We start from the raw sequence: 20,653 nt of genomic DNA on the forward strand, positions 1-20,653 counted from the left end.
CCGTTTGATCGAATCGGGCCATGACCTCCCCGCATCCCGACCCGCACTCCGACACGCGCGCCGACGGCGCGCCGACGACGAGCGCGTACGACCACATCATCGTCGGCGGCGGCATGGTCGCGGATGCGGCCGCGCGCGGCATCCGCGAGCGGGACCAGGACGCCTCGATCGCGATCATCAGCGACGACATCGACGAGCCCTACACCCGCCCGGCGCTGAGCAAGAAGCTCTGGACCGATCCCGAATTCACCTGGGACGACGTGCCGCTCGGCACCGCGGAGGACACGGGGGCGACGGTGCTGCTGCGCACCCGCGTGACCGCTCTGCGCCCCGAGGCGCACGAGATCGACACCGATGCGGGCGGCACCTTCTCCTACCGCACGCTCCTGCTCGCGCCGGGCGGGCGGCCCGTTCCCCTTCCGGTGGAGGGGGGCGGGAAGAGTGATCGCGTGGTGGCCTTCCGCACTGCGGAGGACTACCGGCACCTGCGGGCCCTCGCGGCGCACGCCGAGCGGATCGCCGTCGTCGGGGGCGGCTACATCGGCAGCGAACTCGCCGCGGCGCTCGTGCAGCAGGGGGTCGACACGGTGCTCGTGCACAGCACGCCGACGCTCGGCTCCGATGTCTTCCCCGCCGACCTCGCCGAGCACTTCGCCGCGATGTTCCGCGAAGCGGGCGTCGAACTCGTCGGCGGCCGCGAGGTGGTCGGCGGCGTCGCGGGCGACGCGGGGGTGCGGCTGGATCTCGAGGGCGGCGACACGGTGGTGGCGGATGCCGTGGTGTCGGGTCTGGGCATCGAGGTCCGGAGCGAGCTCGCCGAAGCGGCGGGCATCCGCACCGGCGACGGCATCGTCGTCGACGCGCGCCTGCGCACCGACCGCCCCGACGTCTACGCGGCCGGTGATGCCGCGGAGTACCCCGACCGGATCCTCGGGCGCCGTCGCGTCGAGCATGTCGACAACGCCGAGCAGATGGGCCGGCAGGCGGGGCGGAACCTCGCCGGCGCGGAGGAGGAGTACACCCACACGCCGTACTACTACTCCGCCGTCTTCGGAACGCGGTACGAGGCGGTCGGGACCCTCGACGGGTCGCTCGAGACCGTCGAGGACTGGGCCGAGCCGCGGGAGCGCGGCGTCGTCTACTACCTCGACGAGGATCGCGTCGTCGGCGTGCTGCTGTGGAACGTCCCCGACGCGACGGATGACGCCCGCGCGGTCCTCGCCGAGGAGGGCACGGTCGACCGCGCCGCTCTCATCGGACGCATCCCGGGGGGATCCCGGTGAGCCGCGACGAGCAGGAGTCCCGCGACCAGTACACGTTCGGCGATCCCGTCACCCGCTACGCCCGCGTCGAGCCGCCGCTGCAGCACCAGGACGAGCCCGCCGTCCAGCGCGACATGTCCCCCGTCCCCGACCTCGGCGAACACAGCTATCGCGGCTCGGGCCGCCTGACGGGTCGGCGCGCGCTCATCACCGGGGGCGATTCGGGCATCGGCGGCGCGACAGCGATCGCCTTCGCCCGCGAGGGCGCCGACGTCGCGATCGTGCACCGCCCCGGGGAGGAGGCGGACGCCGCGCACATCCTCGGCCTCATCGACGGCGTCGGACGCCGCGGCGTCGCGATCGTCGCCGACCTGACCGACCCCGAACGCTGCCGTGCGGTCGTCGCGGAGGCGGTGACGGCGCTCGGCGGGCTCGACATCCTCGTCAACAACGCGGGCAAGCAGACCGCCGTCGCGAAGATCGAGGACCTCAGCGACGAGCAGTTCGAGACGACGTTCCATACCAATGTGTTCGCGCCGTTCCGGCTGATCAAGGCGGCGCTCCCGCACCTCCCCGCGGGCGCGACCATCATCAACACGGCGTCGCTGGAGGCGTATGTGCCCGCGCCCGACCGGCTCGACTACGCCGCGACGAAAGCGGCGATCAACAACCTCTCCAAGGGGCTCGCGCAGCAGCTCGCCCCCCGTGGCATCCGGGTCAACGTCGTCGCGCCCGGGCCGACGTGGACCGCCCTCCAGGTGTCCGACGGGGTGTCCGACGAGCAGATGACCCACTTCGACGACGAGAACGAGTACCGGCGGGCGGGACAGCCCGCCGAGATCGCGCCCGCCTTCGTCTTCCTCGCCTCTGCCGAGTCCGGCTACGTCTCCGGCGAGACGCTCAACGTCAACGGGGGCATGGTCACCCCGTGAGACCCGAGGAGACCCGCCCGCAGCCCTCCGGCGCCGCACCGGGCGTCGCCCCCACCCTCACGGTCTACGCGCTCCACGCGCTCGGGGGCAGCGGCGCGGAGTTCCGCGCCGTCGCCGACGCGCTCGGCACGGACATCCGGCTGGTGCCGATCGACCTCCCCGGCTTCGGCGACGCCCGCGACGAGCCCGGCCGCACCGTGTCGGAGATGGCGGATGCCGCGATCGCGCGCATCCACCGCGACGGCGCCCCCCGGTGGCTCCTCCTCGGGCACAGCATGGGCGGGAAGGTCGCCTCCGTCATCGCCCGCCGGGCCCTCGACGGCCACGATCCGGTATTCGGCCTGGCGGGGATCGTGCTCCTGGCCGCCTCGCCGCCCACGCCCGAGCCGATGAGCGAGGACAAGCGCGACGAGATGACCGGCTGGGCGGATGACGGGGCGCTGAGCGAGGCGCAGGCTCGCGCTTTCATCGAGGCGAACGCGGCGGTCCCCCTCTGCCGCGAGTGCGACGCGCGCGCGATCGACGACCTGCGCCGCGCCGCACCGTCGGCCTGGGTGCACTGGCTCGAGCACGGCAGCCGCGAAGACGTCTCCCCCACCGTCGGCACCCTCGACATCCCCGCCCTCATCCTCGCCGGGGAGGACGACGACGACCTCGGCGCCGATGCCCAGCCGCACCTGCACGGGAGCGTCTACCCTCGGGCGCGATTCGTCCGCCTGCGGGAGACGGGGCACCTGATCCCCCAGGAGCGACCGGGCATCGTGGCCACCGCGATCGCCGCGCTCCGCGACGAGATCGACGCGCACGCCCCGGTCATCCCCGCCGACTGGGCGCGCCTCATCGCCTCCCCCGCCGTCGCTCCCCGGGTGCGCCGCACGCTCGCCCACCGCGCGATCGCCGATGACCCGGCCTATCGCCCCCGCGCGCTCACCGCGCCCCAGCTCGACACGCTGCGCCGGCTCGCCGACCTCGTCGTCCCGCAGCCCGCCCGCGGCGCTGAAGCAGGTGACGGCGGGCGCATCGACCTCGCCGCCCGTGTCGATGCGCAGCTCGCCGACGGTGAGGGCGACGGCTGGCGCCCCGCCGACCTTCCCCCCGACGCCGTCGCGGCCGGGCTCGCCCTGGACGCGCTTGCCGGCCTCGACCTCGACGCGGACCTCGTCGACGCGCTCGTCGACGGACGGCTGGCGCCCGCGGGCTCCCCGCTGTCCCCCGCGCAGCTGCAGGCGTGGGCGGAGGATGCGCGCGTCGATCTCGTGCGGCACTGGCTCGCGCATCCCGCCTCCCTCGCGCGCACGGGCAACGACTCCTTCGCGACACGCGGCGTGCCGGAGCCGCGCGGTTTCACGGTGCTCGCACCCGGACGGCGCGAGCAGTGGGAGCCGGAAAGCCTCGGCGCCCTGCCCGCGCCTCTGCTCGACGACGGAACGGATGACTCGTGAGCGCCCTCGCCCTGGACACCTCCCGGATGCGGCGCTTCGGCGCGGCCGATGAGGTCGATGTCGTCGTCGTCGGCACCGGCGCCGGCGGCGCGCCGGTCCTCGCCGAGCTCGCCGCGGCGGGGCTCCGCGTCGTCGCGCTGGAGGCCGGCCCGTTCTTCGACCCCGCCGAGCACACCCCCGACGAGACGGATGCCGCCGAGATCAACTGGATGAGCGAGCGGCTGTCCGCGGGAGAGGATCCGACGGCGTTCGGACCGAACAACTCCGGCCGCGGCGTCGGCGGCTCGACGCTGCACTGGGGCGCGTTCACCCCCCGCCCCGACGCCGCGCAGCTGCGCCTGCGGACCGAGACCGGCGAAGGCCGCGATTGGCCGTTCGGCCTCGACGAGCTCCTCCCCTACCTCCTGCGCGCCGAGCAGGATCTCGGGGTCAGCGGCCCGGCCGACTACCCGTGGGACCCGGACCGGCTCTACGCCTACCCGCCCGCGGATCGCAACGCGTCCGCGCGGAACATGGCCGACGGATGCCGCGCCCTGGGCATCCGCACGGCGGACGCGCCCGCCGCCGTACTCACCCGCGCCCGCTCGCAGCACGGGCTCGCCCGCGGCGCGTGCATCTCCTGCGGCACGTGCCACCAGGGGTGCCGCACCGGCGCGAAGGCGACGATGGGGACGACGTATCTCCCCGCCGCGGTCGCCGCCGGAGCGGAGATCCGCGCGGGCGCGCTGGTGCACACGGTGGAGACCGACGCCGTCGGCCGCGTCCACGCCGTCGTCTACCGCCAGGACGGCACCGACATCCGGCAGCCGTGCCGCGCACTCGTGCTGGCCGCCGGCGGGGTCGAGACCCCGCGCCTCCTGCTCGCGAACGACCTCGCCACCGGCGGCGGACAGGTGGGCCGGAACTTCCTCGCGCACCCCGCCACCCAGGTGTGGGGGACCTTCGACGAGCAGCAGCGCGCCTACCGCGGCTATCCGTCGTCACTCCTCACCGAGGACTTCCTGCGGCCCGCGGATGCCGACTTCGCGGGCGGGTACCTCATCCAGAGCCTCGGCGTCATGCCCCTGACCTTCGCGACGACCCTCGTGCGCGGCGGCGGGCTGTGGGGGCCGGAGCTCATGGCGGCGCTCGACGGCGCGCGGTTCACGACCGGGCTCGGCATCAACGGCGAGTGCCTGCCGAGCGGCGACAACGCGCTCGTCCTCTCCGGAGAGACCGACGAGGACGGCATCCCGCGAGCGGAGGTGTCCTTCACCGCCGGCCCGAACGAGCGCGCGCTGATCCGGCACGCGACGGATGTCATGGTGCGGATCCTCGAGGCTGCGGGCGCCACGTCGACGCGGGTGCTCGACCGCACCGCCCACACCCTCGGGACCTGCCGCATGAGCACGGACCCGGGCGACGGCGTCGTGGATGCCGATGGGCGCAGTCATGAGGTGGACAACCTCTGGATCGTCGACAACTCGACCTTCCCCAGCGCTCTGGCCGCGAACCCGGCGCTCACGCAGGTCGCGCTGGCGCTGCGCAGCGCCGAGCGCATCCTCCGCGCCGCACGCTGAGAGAGCGCGCCGGCGCGACAGGGCGCCCGATCCCGATCAGTGACCTTCGAGAGCCTTCGCCGGCACGACCTGACGGATGGTCAGGGCCGCCGTGACGACGGCGAGGTGGCTGAGCGCCTGGGGCAGGTTCCCCCAGAACGATCCGTCGCGCGCGGAGATCATCTCGCTGTACAGTCCGACGTCGTTCGCCATCGAGACGAGCTCGTCCATCGCGGCGATCGCCTCATCGTGCCGGCCGACGCAGGCCAGCGCTCCCGCCCGCCAGAACGCGGAGGCGACGAACGTGTGCTCCTCGCGCTCCATGCCCGAGTACCGATAGATGAGTGCGCCGGCGCCGAGCTCGGCGCTGAGGGCGTCGATCGTCCGCGACATCCGCTCTCCCCGGTCGAAGCCGCTTTCGGCGTGGAGGAGCACCGAGGTGTCGAGCGCCGTCGAGCCGGGGGCCATGACGTAGGCGCCGAGGTCCTCCGACCAGCACTCCTGCGCCACCCAGGCGGCGATGCGGTCGCGTTCCACGCTCCATCGGTCGACCGCGCCGTCCGCGACGGGGATCGCCCCCCTCTCGACCAGGTGCACGGCGTCGCGCAGCGCCTGCCAGCAGCCCATCTTCGAGGACGTGTAGTGCGCGAGCTCCGGGAGCTCCCACATGCCCGAGTCGCGGTTCCGCCACAGATCGCAGACGCGGTCCGCGAGGGATGCCAGCAGGCGCCCCGTCGCGGGATCCAGCACGTTCCCGGCATCCGCGTACGTCCGGCAGATCGCGAACAGGTCGCCGTAGACACCGAGCTGCAGCTGATCGCTCGCCGGATTGCCCGTGACGACGGGCCCGATCCCCGACCAGCCGGGTGCGTCGAAGAACTCCACCCCGTCCACCGGCTCGCCGCGCAGGGTGTACATGACGCGGAGGTCGCCGTCGGCGCGGATCGTCCCCAGCATCCACGACAGGGCGGCGTGCGTCTCCTCGCGGAGGCCGAAGCGCACGAGCGCGTGCGCGGTGTAGGCGAGGTCGCGCACCCACGCGAAGCGGTAGTCCCAGTTCTTCCCGCCCGCCGGGTTCTCGGGCAGCGAGGTGGTCGCGGCGGCCGCGATCGCACCGGTCGGCGCGTAGACGAGGAGCTTCAGTGCGAGGGCGCTGCGCTGGACGGCGTCCCGCCACGGTCCGTCGTAGGAGAACTCCTTCGACCAGTCGCGCCAGCCCGCGATGGACCGGTCGAGGCTCGCGCCGAAGAGGGCGGGATCGGCGAGGTGGAGCGGCTCGTCGTCGTTCGCGATGATGCCGAGGATGTGCGTGGAGCCCTCCGCCGTCGTGAAGGTTCCCCGCACCGCGGAGAAGGGCGATGAGGTCACGTCGGCGCGAGGGCGACCGACCTCCTGCCCGATGACGGCGAGCATGGTCGATCCGACCTGCAGCAGGTGGACGCCGTCGTGCTTCTTGATCCACGGCGCGGCGGTCCGCAGGCGCGTTCCCGGGCGCACCGCCCAGCGGAATCGCACCTCGCCACGCACACCCGCGATCCGGCGCACCAGCTGCGCCCACGGCAGCCGCCCTGCGACACCCGTCACGAGCGCGTCGGTGACCGTCGCGACTCCGTCATCGGTCGTGAATGTCGTCTGCAGGACGTTCGTGCCGGGAAGGTAGCGGCGGCGCACCGAGAACGCACCCTCGGGCGCGAGCTCGATGCAGCCGCCATCGTCATCGTCGATGATCCGGGCGAAGACCGGCGCCGAATCGAGGTTCGGCATCGGCATCCAGTCGATGCCGCCGTCCGCGGCGATCAGCGCGACCGTGCGGCCGTCGCCGATCGCCGCGTACGTACGCAGGTCCTCTCGACCCGGGATCGTCATCGCACGATCACGTGAGGGTCATGCCCCCGGTCACCGCGATGGTCTCGCCCACGATGTAGCTCGCCTCCTGCGACGCGAGGAACACGTAGGCGGGCGCGAGCTCCACCGGCTGACCGGCGCGGCCGATGGGCGTCTGCTCGCCGAAGTGCTCGATCTTCTCGTTCGGCACGAACGCGGGCTGGAGCGGCGTCCAGATCGGCCCCGGCGCGACGCCGTTGACGCGGATCCCGCGCTCGATCAGCTGCTGGCCGAGGGCGCGCGTCCAGTTGGCGATCCCCGCCTTGGACACGGCGTACTCCGCGAGGGAGGGCGACGGGTCGAAGCCCTGGATGCTGGAGGTCGTGATGATCGCCGCCCCCGGCTTCAGGTGCGCGGATGCGGCCTTGGTCATCCAGAAGAGCGGATAGATGTTGACCTTCACGACATGGTCGAGGGTCTTCGTCTCGAAGTCGTCGATGCTGTCGACGGTCGGCATGGTGCCGGCGTTCAGGACGAGGATGTCGAGCCCTCCGAGCCCCTCCACCGCCTTCTCGACCGTCTCGACGTTCGTGGCCTCGTCCTGCAGGTCTCCGGGGAGGAGGACCGCGGTGCGCCCCTCCGCACGGATGAGCTCCGCGACCTCCTCGGCCTGCGCCTGCTCCTCGGGGAGGTACGACAGGGCGACGTCCGCACCCTCACGGGCGTAGGCGATCGCGACGGCGCGCCCGATCCCCGAGTCGGCACCGGTCACCAGGGCCTTGCGCCCGGGGAGGCGACCGAACCCGATGTACGTCTTCTCACCGTGGTCGGGCGCCGGGTCCATCTTGTGGATGTCACCGGGCGCATCCTGCTGCTGCGGAGGGAAGGGCGGGCGCGGATACTGGGTCGTCGGATCCTGGGCGGTGTACATGTCGGTCACGAGGCGGCCGGCTTCCGGTTCTCGGCGCTCATCATCCACGCGTACTGCTCGAGCTTCTCGATGATCTCGTGGAAGATGTCGGCGCTCGTCGGATCCTCCTCGTCGACCTGGTCGTGGACGTCGCGACAGGTGGCGACGGTGTCCTCGAGCCGGGCGGTGATGAGGTCGATGACCTCGGTCGTCGCGATCTCGCCCTGCGGGAACTCCGGGAGCGTCGTCGACTCGGCCACGGTGTCGCTGCGTCCGTCGGGCAGGGCGTGCAGGGCGCGCATCCGCTCCGCAATGGTGTCGCTGAATTCGCGGGCGGCGTCGATGATCTCGTCGAGGGCGAGGTGGGTGTCGCGGAAGTTCGTGCCGATCACGTTCCAGTGCGCCTGCTTGCCCTGCGACGCGAGCTCGATCAGATCGACGAGCACCTTCTGCAGGTTCTCGCTCAAGGCCTTCGACGCGGTGAAGCCCTTCTCGGCGTTCTGTTCGTCGGTCAGGCGCGCACCGTGCGCGGGCTTGCGCTTGTTCTTGGTCGCTGTGGTAGTTGCCATGCCTTCGACGGTACGGGGGGAGCGCGCACGGGCGGACGGGGATTGCGCGCAGTGGGTGCGAATGATACGCCCTGCGTCACGAGAGGCCGGACGCGTTCCGCAGGGGTCCGCGGGTGTGCCACGCTGTGCTCATGCAGCGAGACGTCACCGCCCACCTGGAACTGACCGTGACCGAGCCCGCCGACCTGGTCGTCGCGATAGCGGTGTCCGCCGACTACGAGCCCGACCAGGAGACCTTCACGGCACTCCTGGACGGATCGCCCGTGGACGGATCGGATTTCACCGATCACAACGGCACCCGCTTCCGCCGCCTGCAGGCGGGCGTCGGGAGCCTCGTCATCGACTACCACGCCCACATCTCGGGCGAGGGGTCGGAGACCATCGGCATCCCTTACGACCTCTTCTCGTTCCGCCTCCCGAGCCGCTACGTGGAGAGCGACGTGCTCTCCCCGACGGCCGCGGCCGAGTTCGCGGGGATCGAGCCCGGGCCCGAGCTCCTCGCCGCGGTGTCCTCGTGGGTCGGCACCCAGCTCAGCTACGTGCCCGGCGCGTCGGATCCGACCGACGGCGCCGTCCAGACCCTCCTCGCCCGCCAGGGCGTGTGCCGCGACTACGCCCACCTCTGCGCCGCCCTGCTGCGGGCACGCGGCGTGGCGGCGCGCGTCGCCGCCGTCTACGCCCCGGGCCTCGCGCCGATGGAGTTCCACGCCGTCACCGAAGCCTGGATCGACGGTGCGTGGCGGGTGGTGGATGCCACGGCTCTCGCCCCGCGACAGAACCTCGTGCGCATCGCGACGGGACGCGATGCGGCCGACACCGCGTTCCTCACGGTGCTGAGCGGCCGCGCCGACCTCGCCGCCATCGAGGTGACGGCGGTGGTGGACGAGCTCGCCCGTGACGACGTCACACAGCTCGTCTCGATCCACTGAGCGAGCCGGCACCCTGAGCTGACCGGGCGCGCGCTCTCGCGAGGACGGGGCCGCCGTGGCACTCTGGTGACATGAAGGCCTGGGTCGTCCGTTTCGTGTCGCTGTACGTGTTCAATGTCCTCGTGCTGCTGGTGATCGGCCTGCTCACGCCGGCGCATGTCGGCTGGGCGGTGCTCTGGGCATCCGTCATCCTGACCCTCGCCGAGCTGTTCGTGAAGCCCCTCCTGCAGAAGGCGTTCGCGAACTCGGCGGCGAAGAGCGCCGGCGAGCGCACGCGCGCGGGAGAAGCGTTCGTGCAGGTGATGCTGGTCCTCGCGGTCGCCGCCATCATCTGGGTCATCACGCTGCTGCTCACCGGCGTGAACGCCCGCGGCAGCTGGTTCTGGGCCTACGTCCTGCCCCCGATCATCATCGCGATCGGGTGGGCCGTGTACGCGCGCATCGACGACCGCATCGAGGCGAAGGCGGGCTCCTACTACGACCGCGCCTCCGCGGGCCTGCGCGGCCGCGGCGAAGCCGGGTCCGTCGACGGCCCCGCCTCCGCGCGCACCGCGCCCGCGCCGGGCGTGGCGGCCGAGCTCGATGACGGCCTCACCCCCGAGCAGCGCAAGATGCTCGACGATCTCGGCAGGAGCTGACCCGCTCCGCGCGGTCCCGCCGACCGCCGCATGAGGGCGCCGCATGACGACCCTGTAACAAAGGGACCGAGATCGGCCCCCGGCCCGAAGCGAGCGGCGATGATGGATGCTGCGGCATCCGTCCACAGCATCCGACGCGCCGTTTCCCCAGTCCCGGAGGTCTCCGTCATGCCGCGTTCCGTCCTGCGCACCGCCCTCGCCGCCGCCGCGGCCGCCGCGCTCCTCGTCCTCGCCGGATGCTCCGGCGCGTCCGACCCGGCATCCTCCTCCGGCGCTCCGGCGGACTCCGCGGCAGACTACATCACCCCCGGCAAGCTGACCTTCGCGACCGGCCAGACGGCCTACGAGCCGTACGTGTACGACGACGACCCCACGACCGGGAAGGGCTTCGAGGCCGCGGTCGCGTACGCGGTCGCCGAGCAGCTGGGTTTCGCTCCCGAGGACGTCGTCTGGGTACGGACCTCGTTCGAGGCCGCGATCGCGCCCGGACCGAAGAACTTCGACATCAACATCCAGCAGTACACGATCACGGATGAGCGCAAGCAGGCCGTCGACTTCTCGACGCCGTACTTCGAAGCGAGCCAGACGATCGTCGCCATCGCCGGAGGCAAGGCCGACGGCGTGAAGGACCTCGCCGGCGCGAAGAGCCTGCTCCTGGGCGCCATGGCCGGATCGACGAGCGCCACGACGATCGACGAGGCCATCGCCCCCACCACCCCCGCCGCGCTGTTCAGCTCGAACGAGGACGCGCGCGCCGCCCTCGAGGCGGGCCAGATCGACGCCATGGTGCTCGACACACCGACCGCCTACCTGGCCGCGAACTTCTACATCACCGGCGGCTTCATGGTCGGCGAGCTGCCCGCGGCGGGCGTGCCCGACCAGTGGGGGCTCCTCCTGCAGAAGGACTCGCCCCTCACCTCGCGGGTGAGCCACGCCGTCGACACGCTGCGCGAGGACGGCACCCTCGCCGACCTGGAGAAGCAGTGGCTGTCGGTGCTCACCGAGGGTGTCCCGACGCTGAAGTGATCCGGGCGGACCGGCTCGGGTAACGTCGTCCCGTGAGTTCGCACGCACCCAGCGCCCTGGAGGTCGAGCGGCGCGCCTACCGGCGGGGCCGCGAGCGGCGCTCGATCCTCATCGCGATCGCGTCGACCCTCGTCTTCGCCGCCATCGTGTGGGTGACGGTCGTCAATACGCCCGGGTGGGCGAAGGTGCAGGCGACGTTCTTCGACCCGGCGACGGCGATCTCGTCGCTGCCCAAGGTGTGGGACGGGTTCCTGGTCAACCTCCAGGTGCTCGCGCTCTCGGTCGTCACGGTGGCGATCGTGGCGCTCCTGGTCGCGGTGGTACGGACCCTCCGCGGTCCGGTGTTCTTCCCCGTCCGCGTCCTCGCGGCGGCCTACACCGATCTCTTCCGCGGCTTCCCGTTCATCATCGTGCTCTACCTCGTCGGCTTCGGCGTGCCGACGATCGCGGGCGTCCGGATCCCGGTCGTGCTGCTCGGCGTCCTCGCCGTGACCCTCACCTACTCGTCGTACGTCGCGGAGGTGATCCGTGCGGGCATCGATGCCGTGCACCCCTCGCAGCGACTCGCCGCCCGCGCACTCGGGCTCGGGCACCTCCAGACGCTCCGCCGGGTCGTCCTCCCGCAGGCGATCCGGAAGATGACGCCCCCGCTCATGAACGACTTCGTCTCGATGCAGAAGGATGTCGGCCTGATCTCCATCCTCGGCGCGATCGATGCGATCGCCGCCGCCCGTTCGGCGAACGCCCTGAGCTACAACTTCACGCCGTATGTCGTCGCCGGCATCCTCTTCGTCCTGCTCGCCATCCCCACGATCCGGCTGACCGACTGGTACACCGCGCGGCTGCGGGAGCGCGAGCAGAGCGGGGCGATCCTGTGAGCGAGGCGGAGACCCTCCGCACCGAGGGCGCGGCCACGGCCGCCCCCGTGCTCCGGGCGGAGGAGGTGTGGAAGGCGTTCGGCGAGCGGGAAGTGCTGCGCGGGATCTCCCTCACCCTGGCGCGGCATGAGGTCGTTGCGCTCATCGGAGCGTCCGGCTCGGGCAAGTCCACGCTGCTGCGCTGCCTCGGACTGCTCGAGCCGATCGATGACGGCCGCATGTGGCTCGATGACCGGGACATCTCCGATCCGCGCGTCGACGCGAACCGCGTGCGAGCGCGCCTGGGCGCGGTCTTCCAGAGCTACAACCTCTTCCCCCATCTCTCGGTGCTCGACAACGTCACGCTCGCGTCGCGCGTCGTGCACCGGATGCCGAAGCGCGATGCCGAGGCCCGCGCCCTCGCCCTGCTGGACCGGATCGGACTCGCGGGCTTCGCCAAGGCGCACCCCGACCGCCTGTCGGGCGGCCAGCAGCAGCGCGCCGCGATCGTGCGGGCCATCGTCACCGATCCCGAGGTGCTCCTCCTCGATGAGATCACCTCGGCGCTGGACCCCGAGCTGGTCGGCGAGGTGCTCGACCTCGTGCGCTCCCTCGCCGACGGCGGCGCGACGATCCTGATGGCGACGCACGAGATGGCGTTCGCCCGCGACGTCGCTGACCGGGTCGTCGTCCTCGACGACGGCGTGATCGTCGAGGAGGGCGCCCCGGCGCGCGTCTTCGCCGACCCTCGGCATCCGCGCACCCGCGCCTTCCTGGCCCGCTTCACATCCTGACGCCCACGCCGTCCGGGCTGGTGCCGGGGCGCTCGCGGGGCGCGGCGGGGCGCGGCGGGGCGAACTCCGCAGAAGGTGACGAACTCCGCACCGGATGCCGCGCGTCGCTGCGGCGTTCGCGAGAATCTGCGGCGTTCGGGCGCTCGCGTCTCCCGGGCGTAGACTGCCGCCACGCCGTCCCTCACCCAGTTCCTGACCACGTGGCGAGCCGACCCTGCGACCCTCGCAGTGGTGGCCGTCGCGGCCGTTCTGTACGCCCTGGGGATTCGCCGCGCCGCACGCGCGGGCATCGTGTGGCCGCGGCGTCGGACGGTGCTGTTCTTCGGCCTCGGGCTCGGCTCCTACGCCGTCATCGAGCTCGGGTTCCTCGGGACGTACTCCGGCGGGCTGCGCTGGGCGTTCGTCACCCGGATCGCGCTGCTCCTGATGGTCGTACCGGCGCTTGTGACCCTCGGCAAGCCGCTCGAGCTGCTTCGCGCGGGGCTCGGCCCTGCCGGGCGGGAGCGCCTCGACCGCGTCGCGCACAGTCGCGTCTTCCGCATCCTCGGGAACGCGATGGTCGCGACCCTCGTCGCGGCCGCCGTGTTCTGCCTCTTCCTCACGCCGCTCGCGGGAGTGCTGCGGACCTCCCCGATCATCGGCGAGGTCATCGGCGTCGCGACGCTCGTCGTCGGACTGCTCCTGGTCGTCCCCCTCATGGTGCTGACGGGGTTCCACACCAGCACGTTCCTCGCGATCGAGTTCCTGCTGGCGTTCGTCGAACTGCTCGTCGACTCGATCCCCGGCATCCTGCTGCGCCTGAACGACGCCGTCGTCGACGGGATCACGACGGTCGCGCCCGGCGCCCTCTGGTGGCCGAATCCGCTCCACGATCAGCACCTCGCGGGCGACTTCCTCTGGTTCATCGCCGAGGTGGCCGACGTGCCGATCCTCATCATCCTGCTGATCCGGTGGAACCGACGCGACCGCGCCGAGGCGTCGTCGTTCGACGAGCTCAGCGACGCGGAGCACGACGCCCTCGTGCAGGCGCACCTGCGCGGCGAGCAGCCCGCCCGCTGACCGGCCTCCGCCGCGCAGGTCGCTCCGGAGCCGTCGACGGAACTCCTCCGACCCCGACGGATTGCCGTGCGGATGCCGCGGACCTCCGCCGAACTCGGGAGAATCGCCGGAGTTCTGGACACCGCCGACGCCCTACCCGCCCGTGCGTCGGTGCGGATGTCTCCCGCCCGGGCGTCAGGCGCGGATGGTGCGCTCGGCCGCCTCGACCACGTTCGTCATGAGCAGCGCCACGGTCATGGGCCCCACGCCGCCGGGGTTCGGGGAGAGCCACCCCGCGACGTCATCGACGCCGGGGGCGATGTCGCCGTACACCCTGTTCTTGCCGGTCTCGGGGTCGATCTCGCGCGTGACGCCGACGTCGAGCACGGCGGCGCCGGGCTTCACGTCCTCGGGGCGCACGAGGTGCTTGACCCCGGCCGCGCCGACGATGACGTCGGCCTGCCGGAGGTAGGACGGCAGGTCGCGGGTGCCCGTGTGCGTGAGCGTGACCGTGGCGTTGACCGCGCGGCGGGTCAGCAGCAGCCCGATCGAGCGACCGATCGTGACGCCGCGGCCGACGACCACGACGTGGGTGCCCGCCAGTGCGAAGCCGTTCCGCTCGAGGAGCTCGATCACGGCCCGCGGCGTGCACGGCAACGGCGAGGCGATCTCGTCGTTCACATTCAGCACGAGCTTGCCCAGGTTCGTCGGGTGGAGCCCGTCGGCATCCTTGGCGGGGTCGATGCGTTCGAGGATGCGATCGGTGTCCAGATGGCGCGGCAGCGGCAGCTGCACGATGTAGCCATGACAGGTCTCATCGGCGTTCAGCCGGTCGATCTCCGCCTCGACCTCTTCCTGCGTGGCCTGCGCCGGGAGCTCGATCTGGATGGAGTTCATCCCGATCGCCTCGGATTCGCGGTGCTTCATCCCCACATAGAGCTGCGATGCCGGGTCGGCGCCCACGAGCACCGTCGCGATCCCCGGGGTGACGCCGGCGGCCTTCAGCTTCGCGACGCGCTCGGCGAGCTCTGCCTTGATCGCGGCGGCGGTGGCCCGGCCGTCGAGCTTCTGCGCAGTCATGGTTCTCTCCTCAGAGGTTCGCCCGCGAGACACCGCCCACGCCCCGAGACACTCGCAGGCGAACGGTGTCTCGGGGCACGGACGGTGTCTCGCGGTCAGGGGTGGCCGGCGCGGCGGCCGCGGGTCACTGGGCCAGGCCGGGGTAGAGCGGGAAGGCCGCGGTCAGGGATGCCACGCGGGTGCGGAGCGCCTCGAGGTCGGCGCCCGGCAGCAGCGCGAGCGCGATGATGTCGGCGACCTCGGTGAACTCGGCGTCGCCGAAGCCGCGCGTCGCGAGCGCCGGGGTGCCGATCCGCAGGCCCGACGTGACCATCGGGGGCCGCGGGTCGTTCGGCACGGCGTTGCGGTTGACGGTGATGTGGATCTCGTGGAGGAGGTCCTCGGCCTGCTTGCCGTCGATCGCCGCGTCGCGGAGGTCGACGAGCACGAGGTGCACGTCGGTGCCGCCGGAGCGGACCGAGATGCCGGCATCCTGCACATCCTGCTGCGACAGCCGGTCCGCCAGCAGCGCCGCCCCGCGCACCACGCGCTCCTGGCGCTCACGGAACTCCGGGGTCGCGGCGAGCTTGAATGCCGTCGCCTTCGCGGCGATCACGTGCATGAGAGGGCCGCCCTGCTGACCCGGGAAGACGGCGGTGTTGATCTTCTTCGCGAGGTCGGCGTCGTTCGTCAGGATGAAGCCCGAACGGGGGCCGCCGATGGTCTTGTGCACGGTGGAGGAGACGACGTCCGCGTAGGGCACCGGCGAGGGGTGCAGACCGGCGGCGACGAGACCGGCGAAGTGCGCCATGTCGACCCACAGGAGCGCGCCGACCTTGTCGGCGATCTCACGGAAGCGCGCGAAGTCGAGCTGACGGGGGTACGCCGACCAGCCGGCGATGATGACCTTGGGCGAGTGCTCGACGGCGAGGCGCTCGACCTCGTCCATGTCGATGATCGAGGTCTCCGGGTCGACGCCGTACGCGACGATGTCGTAGAGCCTGCCGGAGAAGTTGATCTTCATGCCGTGCGTGAGGTGCCCGCCGTGATCGAGCGAGAGACCGAGCAGGGTGTCGCCGGGGCGGGCGATGGCGTGCAGGACGGCGGCATTGGCGGATGCCCCGGAGTGCGGCTGCACGTTGGCGAAGGCCGCACCGAAGAGCGACTTCGCGCGTTCGATCGCGAGCTCCTCGGCGACGTCGACCTCTTCGCAGCCGCCGTAGTAGCGGCGTCCGGGGTAGCCCTCGGCGTACTTGTTGGTCAGCACGGAGCCCTGCGACTGCAGCACCGACACCGGGACGAAGTTCTCCGAGGCGATCATCTCCAGATAGCCGCGCTGACGCTCGAGCTCGCGCTCGAGAACCTGCGCGATCTCGGGGTCGACCTCGGCGAGGGGGGCGTTGAAGTACGGGTCGGTCATGATCGTGGCAGCTCCTGTCGGGCTCGGTGGTTGAGTGCCGCCGCGCAGCGGCGGTGTTTCGAAACCACGGCCGACCCAGGCGAACGGTCGATTGCCATGTGGCCGCTCCCCGGTGGTGTCCCACCTCAACGCCAGTCGCGACACAGCGAGCATATCGAAAAAGGCGCGCATCATGGCGGGTCGCATCACCTGCCTCCCGCTATTTGTTAGGGCGCTTTACAACTCGAATCGATTCGGCCAGACTGGAGGGACCAGACTGGAAGACCGACATCGACTGGCGGGGCGTGCGTCCCCGCCGCGCAGATTGGAGCATCGTGGCCCTCCCCGCCGTCGTCCCCGCCCCCTCGTCGATCGCCGATGGCGGCGATGCCGCCTTCCCCCTGTCCGCGGGGACCGCGCTGCGCGGCGACGCGGATGCCGTCGACGCGGCGCGGCACCTGATCACGGCACGCACCGGTCTGGAGCCGCCGACCGCCGCGCAGGAATCCCCGGACGATGCCCCGGGCGAGGCGGGAGCCGGATCGATCGTCCTCCGCGTCGACGCGTCATCGGGCGCGCCCGAGTCGTACCGGCTGGAGGCGACCGGGGCATCCGTCGAGATCGTCGGCGCCGACGCGGCCGGACTCTTCTACGGCGTGCAGACCCTCGGCCAGCTGATCACGCCGCCTGGGGACGGGCCCGGGGCGGCATCTGCGGCGACGTCCGAGTGGACGATCCCCGCGACCCGGATCGTCGACGCACCCCGCTTCGCCTACCGCGGAGTGATGCTGGATGTCGCACGCCACTTCCACGGGCCGGACACCGTCCGAGCGTTCATCGACCGCGCCGCGAGCCTCAAGTTCAATGTCCTGCACCTGCATCTGAGCGACGATCAGGGCTGGCGCCTGGAGCTGCGCTCGCGCCCTCTTCTCACGGAGAGGTCCTCCGCGACGGCGGTCGGGGGCGCTCCCGGCGGCTTCTACACGCAGGAGGACTACCGCGTGATCGTCGCGTACGCCGCCGCACACCACATGACCGTCGTCCCCGAGTTCGACATGCCGGGGCACACGCATGCCGTCACGCTCGCGTATCCGGAGCTGAACGAGGAGCCCCGGCTCGACGAGCACATGCATCAGATCATCCGCGAATACGGCGGCGAAGCGCCCGTCCACGGCGCCCCCTACGACGGCATGGCGGTCGGGTTCTCCTCGCTGCGGATCCACGACGAGGCGACCTACGCCTTCATCACGGATGTGTTCACGGAGCTCGCGACCCTCACCCCCGGACCGTACCTGCACCTCGGCGGCGACGAGGCGCTCGGCACCCCCGCCGCCGATTTCGCCCTGTTCGTCCAGCGGGCGAGCGCGATCGTCGCCGCCACCGGCAAGGTCCCGATCGCCTGGCACGAGGCCGGAGTCGTCGGCGCGCAGCTCGCCCCGGGAACGATCGGGCAGTACTGGGGGTTCCGCACCCCCACGGACGGCATGGACGAGAAGACCCGGGGATTCCTGGCCGCCGGCGGCCAGGTCATCCTCTCCCCCGCCGACGCGATCTACCTGGACATGAAGCACGCGCCGGGCGCGCCGCTCGGTCTCAGCTGGGCGGGCATCGTGTCCGCGCGCCAGTCGTACGAGTGGGAGCCCGCGGCGGTCATCGACGGGGTCGGCGATGAGCAGATCCTCGGGATCGAAGCGCCCCTCTGGACCGAGACCGCGCGTACGCTGAGCGACATCGACGCTCTCGCCTTCCCCCGCATCGCCTCCGCCGCCGAGGTGGCCTGGTCGCCCGCCGCCTCGGCGAGCGGGCTGCGCACGTGGGACTCGTTCGCCGCGCGCGTCGGCGCGATCGCCCCCCTGTGGACGAGCCTCGGCATCGCGTACACCCCGCTGGAGGGCATCGTGTGGCCCCCCGAGTCGTCCGCGGCGGCCCACGCGGAAGAGGACGCGGCATGACCACCGTCATCCATTCGGTCCGACTCATCGACGGGGGGACCGTCACCGAAGACAGCTGGGTCGCCTTCCAGGACGGCGTCGTGCTGCGCACGGGGACCGGCGACGAGTGGCGGGCGCTCGCCCCGGGCGACACGGGCGTCGCGTTCGACGGCGAGGGCGCCTTCCTCGCGCCCGGGTTCGTCGACATCCACGGCCACGGCGGGGGCGGGGCCGCATTCGACGACGGCGCGGACGCGATCCGCACCGCCCGCGCCCTCCATCGCGCGCACGGCACGACCCGCGCCGTCCTCTCCCTCGTCACGGCGTCCGTGGACGACCTCGCCGACCGTGTCGCCGTGATCGCAGAGCTCGCCGAAGCCGACCCGACGATCCTCGGCTCGCACCTCGAGGGCCCCTTCCTCGACCCCGGGCACAAGGGTGCGCACACCGAGAGCCTGCTGCGTGCGCCGGATGCCGCCGCCATCGCGCGCCTCGTCGACGCCGGCCGCGGCACGGTCCGCCAGGTGACCCTCGCGCCCGAGCTCCCCGGCGGCCTCGACGCGGTGTCCCAGTTCGTCGCGGCGGGTGTGGCCGTCGCGGTCGGCCACACCGACGCGACCGAGGACGACGCGTTCGCCGCATTCGATGCCGGCGCGACGATCCTCACTCACGCGTTCAACGCGATGCCCGGCATCCACCACCGTGCACCCGGCCCCGTGGTGGCGGCGCTGCGCGATCACCGCGTGACGCTCGAGATCATCGCCGACGGTGTCCACGTGCACCCCGACGTGGTCGCCCTCGCCTTCGCGCAGGCGCCGGGCCGCATCGCCCTCATCACCGACGCGATGGCGGCTGCCGGCGCGGCGGACGGCCACTACGAACTGGGCGGGCTGGCCGTGACCGTCACGGACGGCACGGCGCGGCTGGATGCCGACGGCGCGATCGCCGGCTCGACGCTGACACAGGATGCTGCGCTCCGCGAAGCGGTGGCCGCGGGAATCCCGCTCGCCGCGGCGGTCGGCGCACTCACCGCTGTGCCTGCGCGCGCCGTCGGCGTCGACGATCGCTTCGGCTCGTTCGCCGTCGGACGGGCCGCGGATGCGGTCCTCCTCGACGACGCCCTGACGGTGCGGGCGGTGTGGGTGGACGGCATCCGGACCTGACGGCGGCGCGGCTGAGCGACCGGTCCTCGGGACAGCCGAGAGCGGGGCGGGGTGGCGCCCCTCGCGCCATCCCGCCCCGCTTTCCCCCCAGCCGGTCGGGTGCGCAGGCCCTCCCCCCGAGGTCCTGCACGCCGGCTCTGGCCGGGGAACGCTGCGTTCCCCGGCGGTTTCCCGCCCGCGCTGCCCCTGTTTCCCCCAAGGAAGAGCACGGGTCGAGAAGTCCCCACCTACAGAGAGCGCGCCCCTCCGCTTTCATGACGCGGATGCCCGGACTTTTCTCCGAGATTCTTCTTCGGCCGCCCGCCGCCGCCGTACGTGCGGTCGGCGGGCCCCCAGCCACGGCCTGCGAAAATGGCAGACGGATGGCGTGACTCGCGTCATAACCCGACGCTGTCGGCGTCTCTCAGGAGAACGACCGACCACGCTCCACCCCCGACAGGACACCACCATGGATGCCCCGGATCAGCCGCGCGCCGATGCCTCCGACATCGCCGACGCCGACCTCGTGCTGCGCACCCGCGCGGGAGATCGGCAGGCGTTCGCGGAACTGTGGCGGCGTCACTACCGCTCCGGTCTGACCGTCGCCTCCTCGATCACCTCCAGCTTCGATGCCGACGACCTCGTCCAGGAGGCGTACACCCGCATCTATCAGGCGATCGAGAAGGGAGGCGGCCCCACGGGCTCCTTCCGCGCCTACCTGTTCACGAGCATCCGCAACACGGCGGCCGGGTGGGGGCGGGCGCGCCGTGAGACGGCGATCGATGAGCTCGAGACGCTGCCTGATCCGGATGCCGAGGCGCACGTCACAGACGAAGCCCTCGATCGGAGCCTCACCCACCGCGCGTTCCGGAGTCTTCCCACGCGCTGGCAGGAGGTGCTGTGGTACACCGAGATCGAGCAGATGAAGCCCGCGGAGATCGCTCCGCTCCTCGGCCTGAAGCCGACCGCGGTGGCCCAGCTGGCGTTTCGGGCGCGGGAAGGGCTGCGCGAGGCGTGGATCGGAGCCCACCTGCAGAGCGCCGCGGACGCGCCCGAGTGCCAGTGGACCATCGAGCGCCTCGGCGCGTACGCGCGCGACAACCTCGGGACGCGCGACCAGAGGAAGCTCGAGGCCCACCTCGCCGACTGCACCCGGTGCACCATCGTCGCCGCGGAGGCGACGGAGGTCTCCCACCGTCTCGCCCTCATCCTGCTGCCCCTCACGATCGGCGCGGGCGCCGCGACCGCCTACCTCGCGGCCGTGCAGGGGGGCTCCGCGCCCCTCGTCGCTCTCGCCGCGGGAGCGTCGGGCACCCTCCCGGGCGCGGTCAGCGTCGGGCCCGGCTCCGCCCCGGTCGCGACC

18 protein-coding genes and 1 riboswitch are annotated in these 20,653 nt (G+C 72.1%); of the genes, 13 read left to right on the forward strand and 5 right to left on the reverse strand.

Going from position 1 to position 20,653, the window contains the following annotated elements; genetic code table 11:
• Nucleotides 1-20 precede the first annotated feature (20 nt).
• Genes J0P97_RS14680 through J0P97_RS14695 form a run of 4 tightly spaced genes read left to right on the forward strand, consistent with a single transcriptional unit; the run spans nt 21 to nt 5,195 of the window.
• Complete coding sequence (locus J0P97_RS14680; RefSeq protein ID WP_215488534.1) at nt 21-1,283, forward strand: NAD(P)/FAD-dependent oxidoreductase; 1,263 nt, start codon at nt 21-23, stop codon at nt 1,281-1,283.
• The gene (locus J0P97_RS14685) at nt 1,280-2,194 is read left to right on the forward strand and encodes an SDR family oxidoreductase (RefSeq protein ID WP_215488535.1); all 915 of its coding nucleotides are present in this window, start codon (nt 1,280-1,282) and stop codon (nt 2,192-2,194) included. The genes J0P97_RS14680 and J0P97_RS14685 overlap by 4 nt, the downstream gene beginning before the upstream one ends.
• Nucleotides 2,191-3,636 carry an alpha/beta fold hydrolase gene (locus J0P97_RS14690; protein WP_215488536.1) on the forward strand — a complete coding sequence of 482 codons (1,446 nt, stop codon included), beginning with the start codon at nt 2,191-2,193 and terminating at the stop codon, nt 3,634-3,636. Before J0P97_RS14685 ends, J0P97_RS14690 begins: the two co-directional genes overlap by 4 nt.
• Nucleotides 3,633-5,195, forward strand: a complete 1,563-nt coding sequence (locus J0P97_RS14695; RefSeq protein WP_282837328.1) for a GMC family oxidoreductase — start codon at nt 3,633-3,635, stop codon at nt 5,193-5,195. Before J0P97_RS14690 ends, J0P97_RS14695 begins: the two co-directional genes overlap by 4 nt.
• 36 nt (nt 5,196-5,231) lie before the next feature.
• Here J0P97_RS14695 and J0P97_RS14700 read toward each other — a convergent pair whose 3' ends face one another.
• The 3 genes from J0P97_RS14700 to J0P97_RS14710 are packed head-to-tail and all read right to left on the reverse strand — an operon-like array spanning nt 5,232 to nt 8,477.
• Complete coding sequence (locus J0P97_RS14700; protein ID WP_215488537.1) at nt 5,232-7,040, reverse strand: glycoside hydrolase family 15 protein; 1,809 nt, start codon at nt 7,038-7,040, stop codon at nt 5,232-5,234.
• Between the two features lie 7 nt (nt 7,041-7,047).
• Entirely contained in the window at nt 7,048-7,929 is an 882-nt protein-coding gene (locus tag J0P97_RS14705; RefSeq protein WP_215488555.1) for an SDR family oxidoreductase, read from the reverse strand.
• A gap of 5 nt (nt 7,930-7,934) precedes the next feature.
• Nucleotides 7,935-8,477: a Dps family protein gene (locus J0P97_RS14710; RefSeq protein WP_215488538.1), complete on the reverse strand. Its 543-nt coding sequence runs from the start codon at nt 8,475-8,477 to the stop codon at nt 7,935-7,937.
• 131 nt (nt 8,478-8,608) lie between these two features.
• On the opposite strand from J0P97_RS14710, the gene J0P97_RS14715 reads away from it, so the two are divergent.
• The 6 genes from J0P97_RS14715 to J0P97_RS14740 all read left to right on the forward strand — a co-directional run bounded on the left by J0P97_RS14715 (nt 8,609) and on the right by J0P97_RS14740 (nt 13,780).
• Nucleotides 8,609-9,406, forward strand: a complete 798-nt coding sequence (locus tag J0P97_RS14715) for a transglutaminase-like domain-containing protein (RefSeq protein WP_215488539.1) — start codon at nt 8,609-8,611, stop codon at nt 9,404-9,406.
• A 71-nt stretch (nt 9,407-9,477) separates the two neighbouring features.
• A complete protein-coding gene (locus J0P97_RS14720) occupies nt 9,478-10,044 on the forward strand; it encodes a hypothetical protein (RefSeq protein WP_215488540.1) in 567 nt (188 codons plus the stop codon).
• A 168-nt stretch (nt 10,045-10,212) separates the two neighbouring features.
• Nucleotides 10,213-11,070 (forward strand): ABC transporter substrate-binding protein, encoded by an 858-nt coding sequence (locus J0P97_RS14725; protein WP_215488541.1) that lies wholly within the window; start codon nt 10,213-10,215, stop codon nt 11,068-11,070.
• Between the two features lie 32 nt (nt 11,071-11,102).
• Complete coding sequence (locus J0P97_RS14730; RefSeq protein WP_215488542.1) at nt 11,103-11,948, forward strand: amino acid ABC transporter permease; 846 nt, start codon at nt 11,103-11,105, stop codon at nt 11,946-11,948.
• Nucleotides 11,945-12,721, forward strand: coding sequence for an amino acid ABC transporter ATP-binding protein (locus J0P97_RS14735; protein ID WP_215488543.1), 777 nt, complete (start codon nt 11,945-11,947; stop codon nt 12,719-12,721). Before J0P97_RS14730 ends, J0P97_RS14735 begins: the two co-directional genes overlap by 4 nt.
• 231 nt (nt 12,722-12,952) lie before the next feature.
• The gene (locus J0P97_RS14740) at nt 12,953-13,780 is read left to right on the forward strand and encodes a cytochrome c oxidase assembly protein (protein ID WP_282837330.1); all 828 of its coding nucleotides are present in this window, start codon (nt 12,953-12,955) and stop codon (nt 13,778-13,780) included.
• A 174-nt stretch (nt 13,781-13,954) separates the two neighbouring features.
• Here the strand turns inward: J0P97_RS14740 and J0P97_RS14745 are convergent, their stop codons facing one another.
• Both J0P97_RS14745 and glyA read right to left on the reverse strand, forming a co-directional pair.
• Nucleotides 13,955-14,839 (reverse strand): bifunctional methylenetetrahydrofolate dehydrogenase/methenyltetrahydrofolate cyclohydrolase, encoded by an 885-nt coding sequence (locus tag J0P97_RS14745; protein ID WP_215488545.1) that lies wholly within the window; start codon nt 14,837-14,839, stop codon nt 13,955-13,957.
• A 124-nt stretch (nt 14,840-14,963) separates the two neighbouring features.
• Nucleotides 14,964-16,238 carry a serine hydroxymethyltransferase gene (gene glyA, locus J0P97_RS14750; RefSeq protein WP_215488546.1) on the reverse strand — a complete coding sequence of 425 codons (1,275 nt, stop codon included), beginning with the start codon at nt 16,236-16,238 and terminating at the stop codon, nt 14,964-14,966.
• 66 nt (nt 16,239-16,304) lie between these two features.
• Nucleotides 16,305-16,387: riboswitch (ZMP/ZTP riboswitch) on the reverse strand.
• Nucleotides 16,388-16,552: 165 nt separating this feature from the next.
• Between glyA and J0P97_RS14755 the strand changes: the two genes are divergently transcribed.
• The 3 genes from J0P97_RS14755 to J0P97_RS14765 form a co-directional block, all read left to right on the forward strand.
• Nucleotides 16,553-18,169, forward strand: a complete 1,617-nt coding sequence (locus J0P97_RS14755) for a beta-N-acetylhexosaminidase (RefSeq protein ID WP_215488547.1) — start codon at nt 16,553-16,555, stop codon at nt 18,167-18,169.
• Nucleotides 18,166-19,311, forward strand: coding sequence for an N-acetylglucosamine-6-phosphate deacetylase (gene nagA, locus J0P97_RS14760; RefSeq protein WP_215488548.1), 1,146 nt, complete (start codon nt 18,166-18,168; stop codon nt 19,309-19,311). The genes J0P97_RS14755 and nagA overlap by 4 nt, the downstream gene beginning before the upstream one ends.
• Nucleotides 19,312-19,759: 448 nt before the next feature.
• Nucleotides 19,760-20,653: sigma-70 family RNA polymerase sigma factor (locus J0P97_RS14765; RefSeq protein WP_215488549.1), on the forward strand; the 894-nt coding region annotated here is incomplete at its 3' end.

Source organism: Microbacterium flavum, from assembly GCF_018717645.1.
Taxonomy (GTDB): Bacteria; Actinomycetota; Actinomycetes; order Actinomycetales; family Microbacteriaceae; genus Microbacterium; species Microbacterium flavum.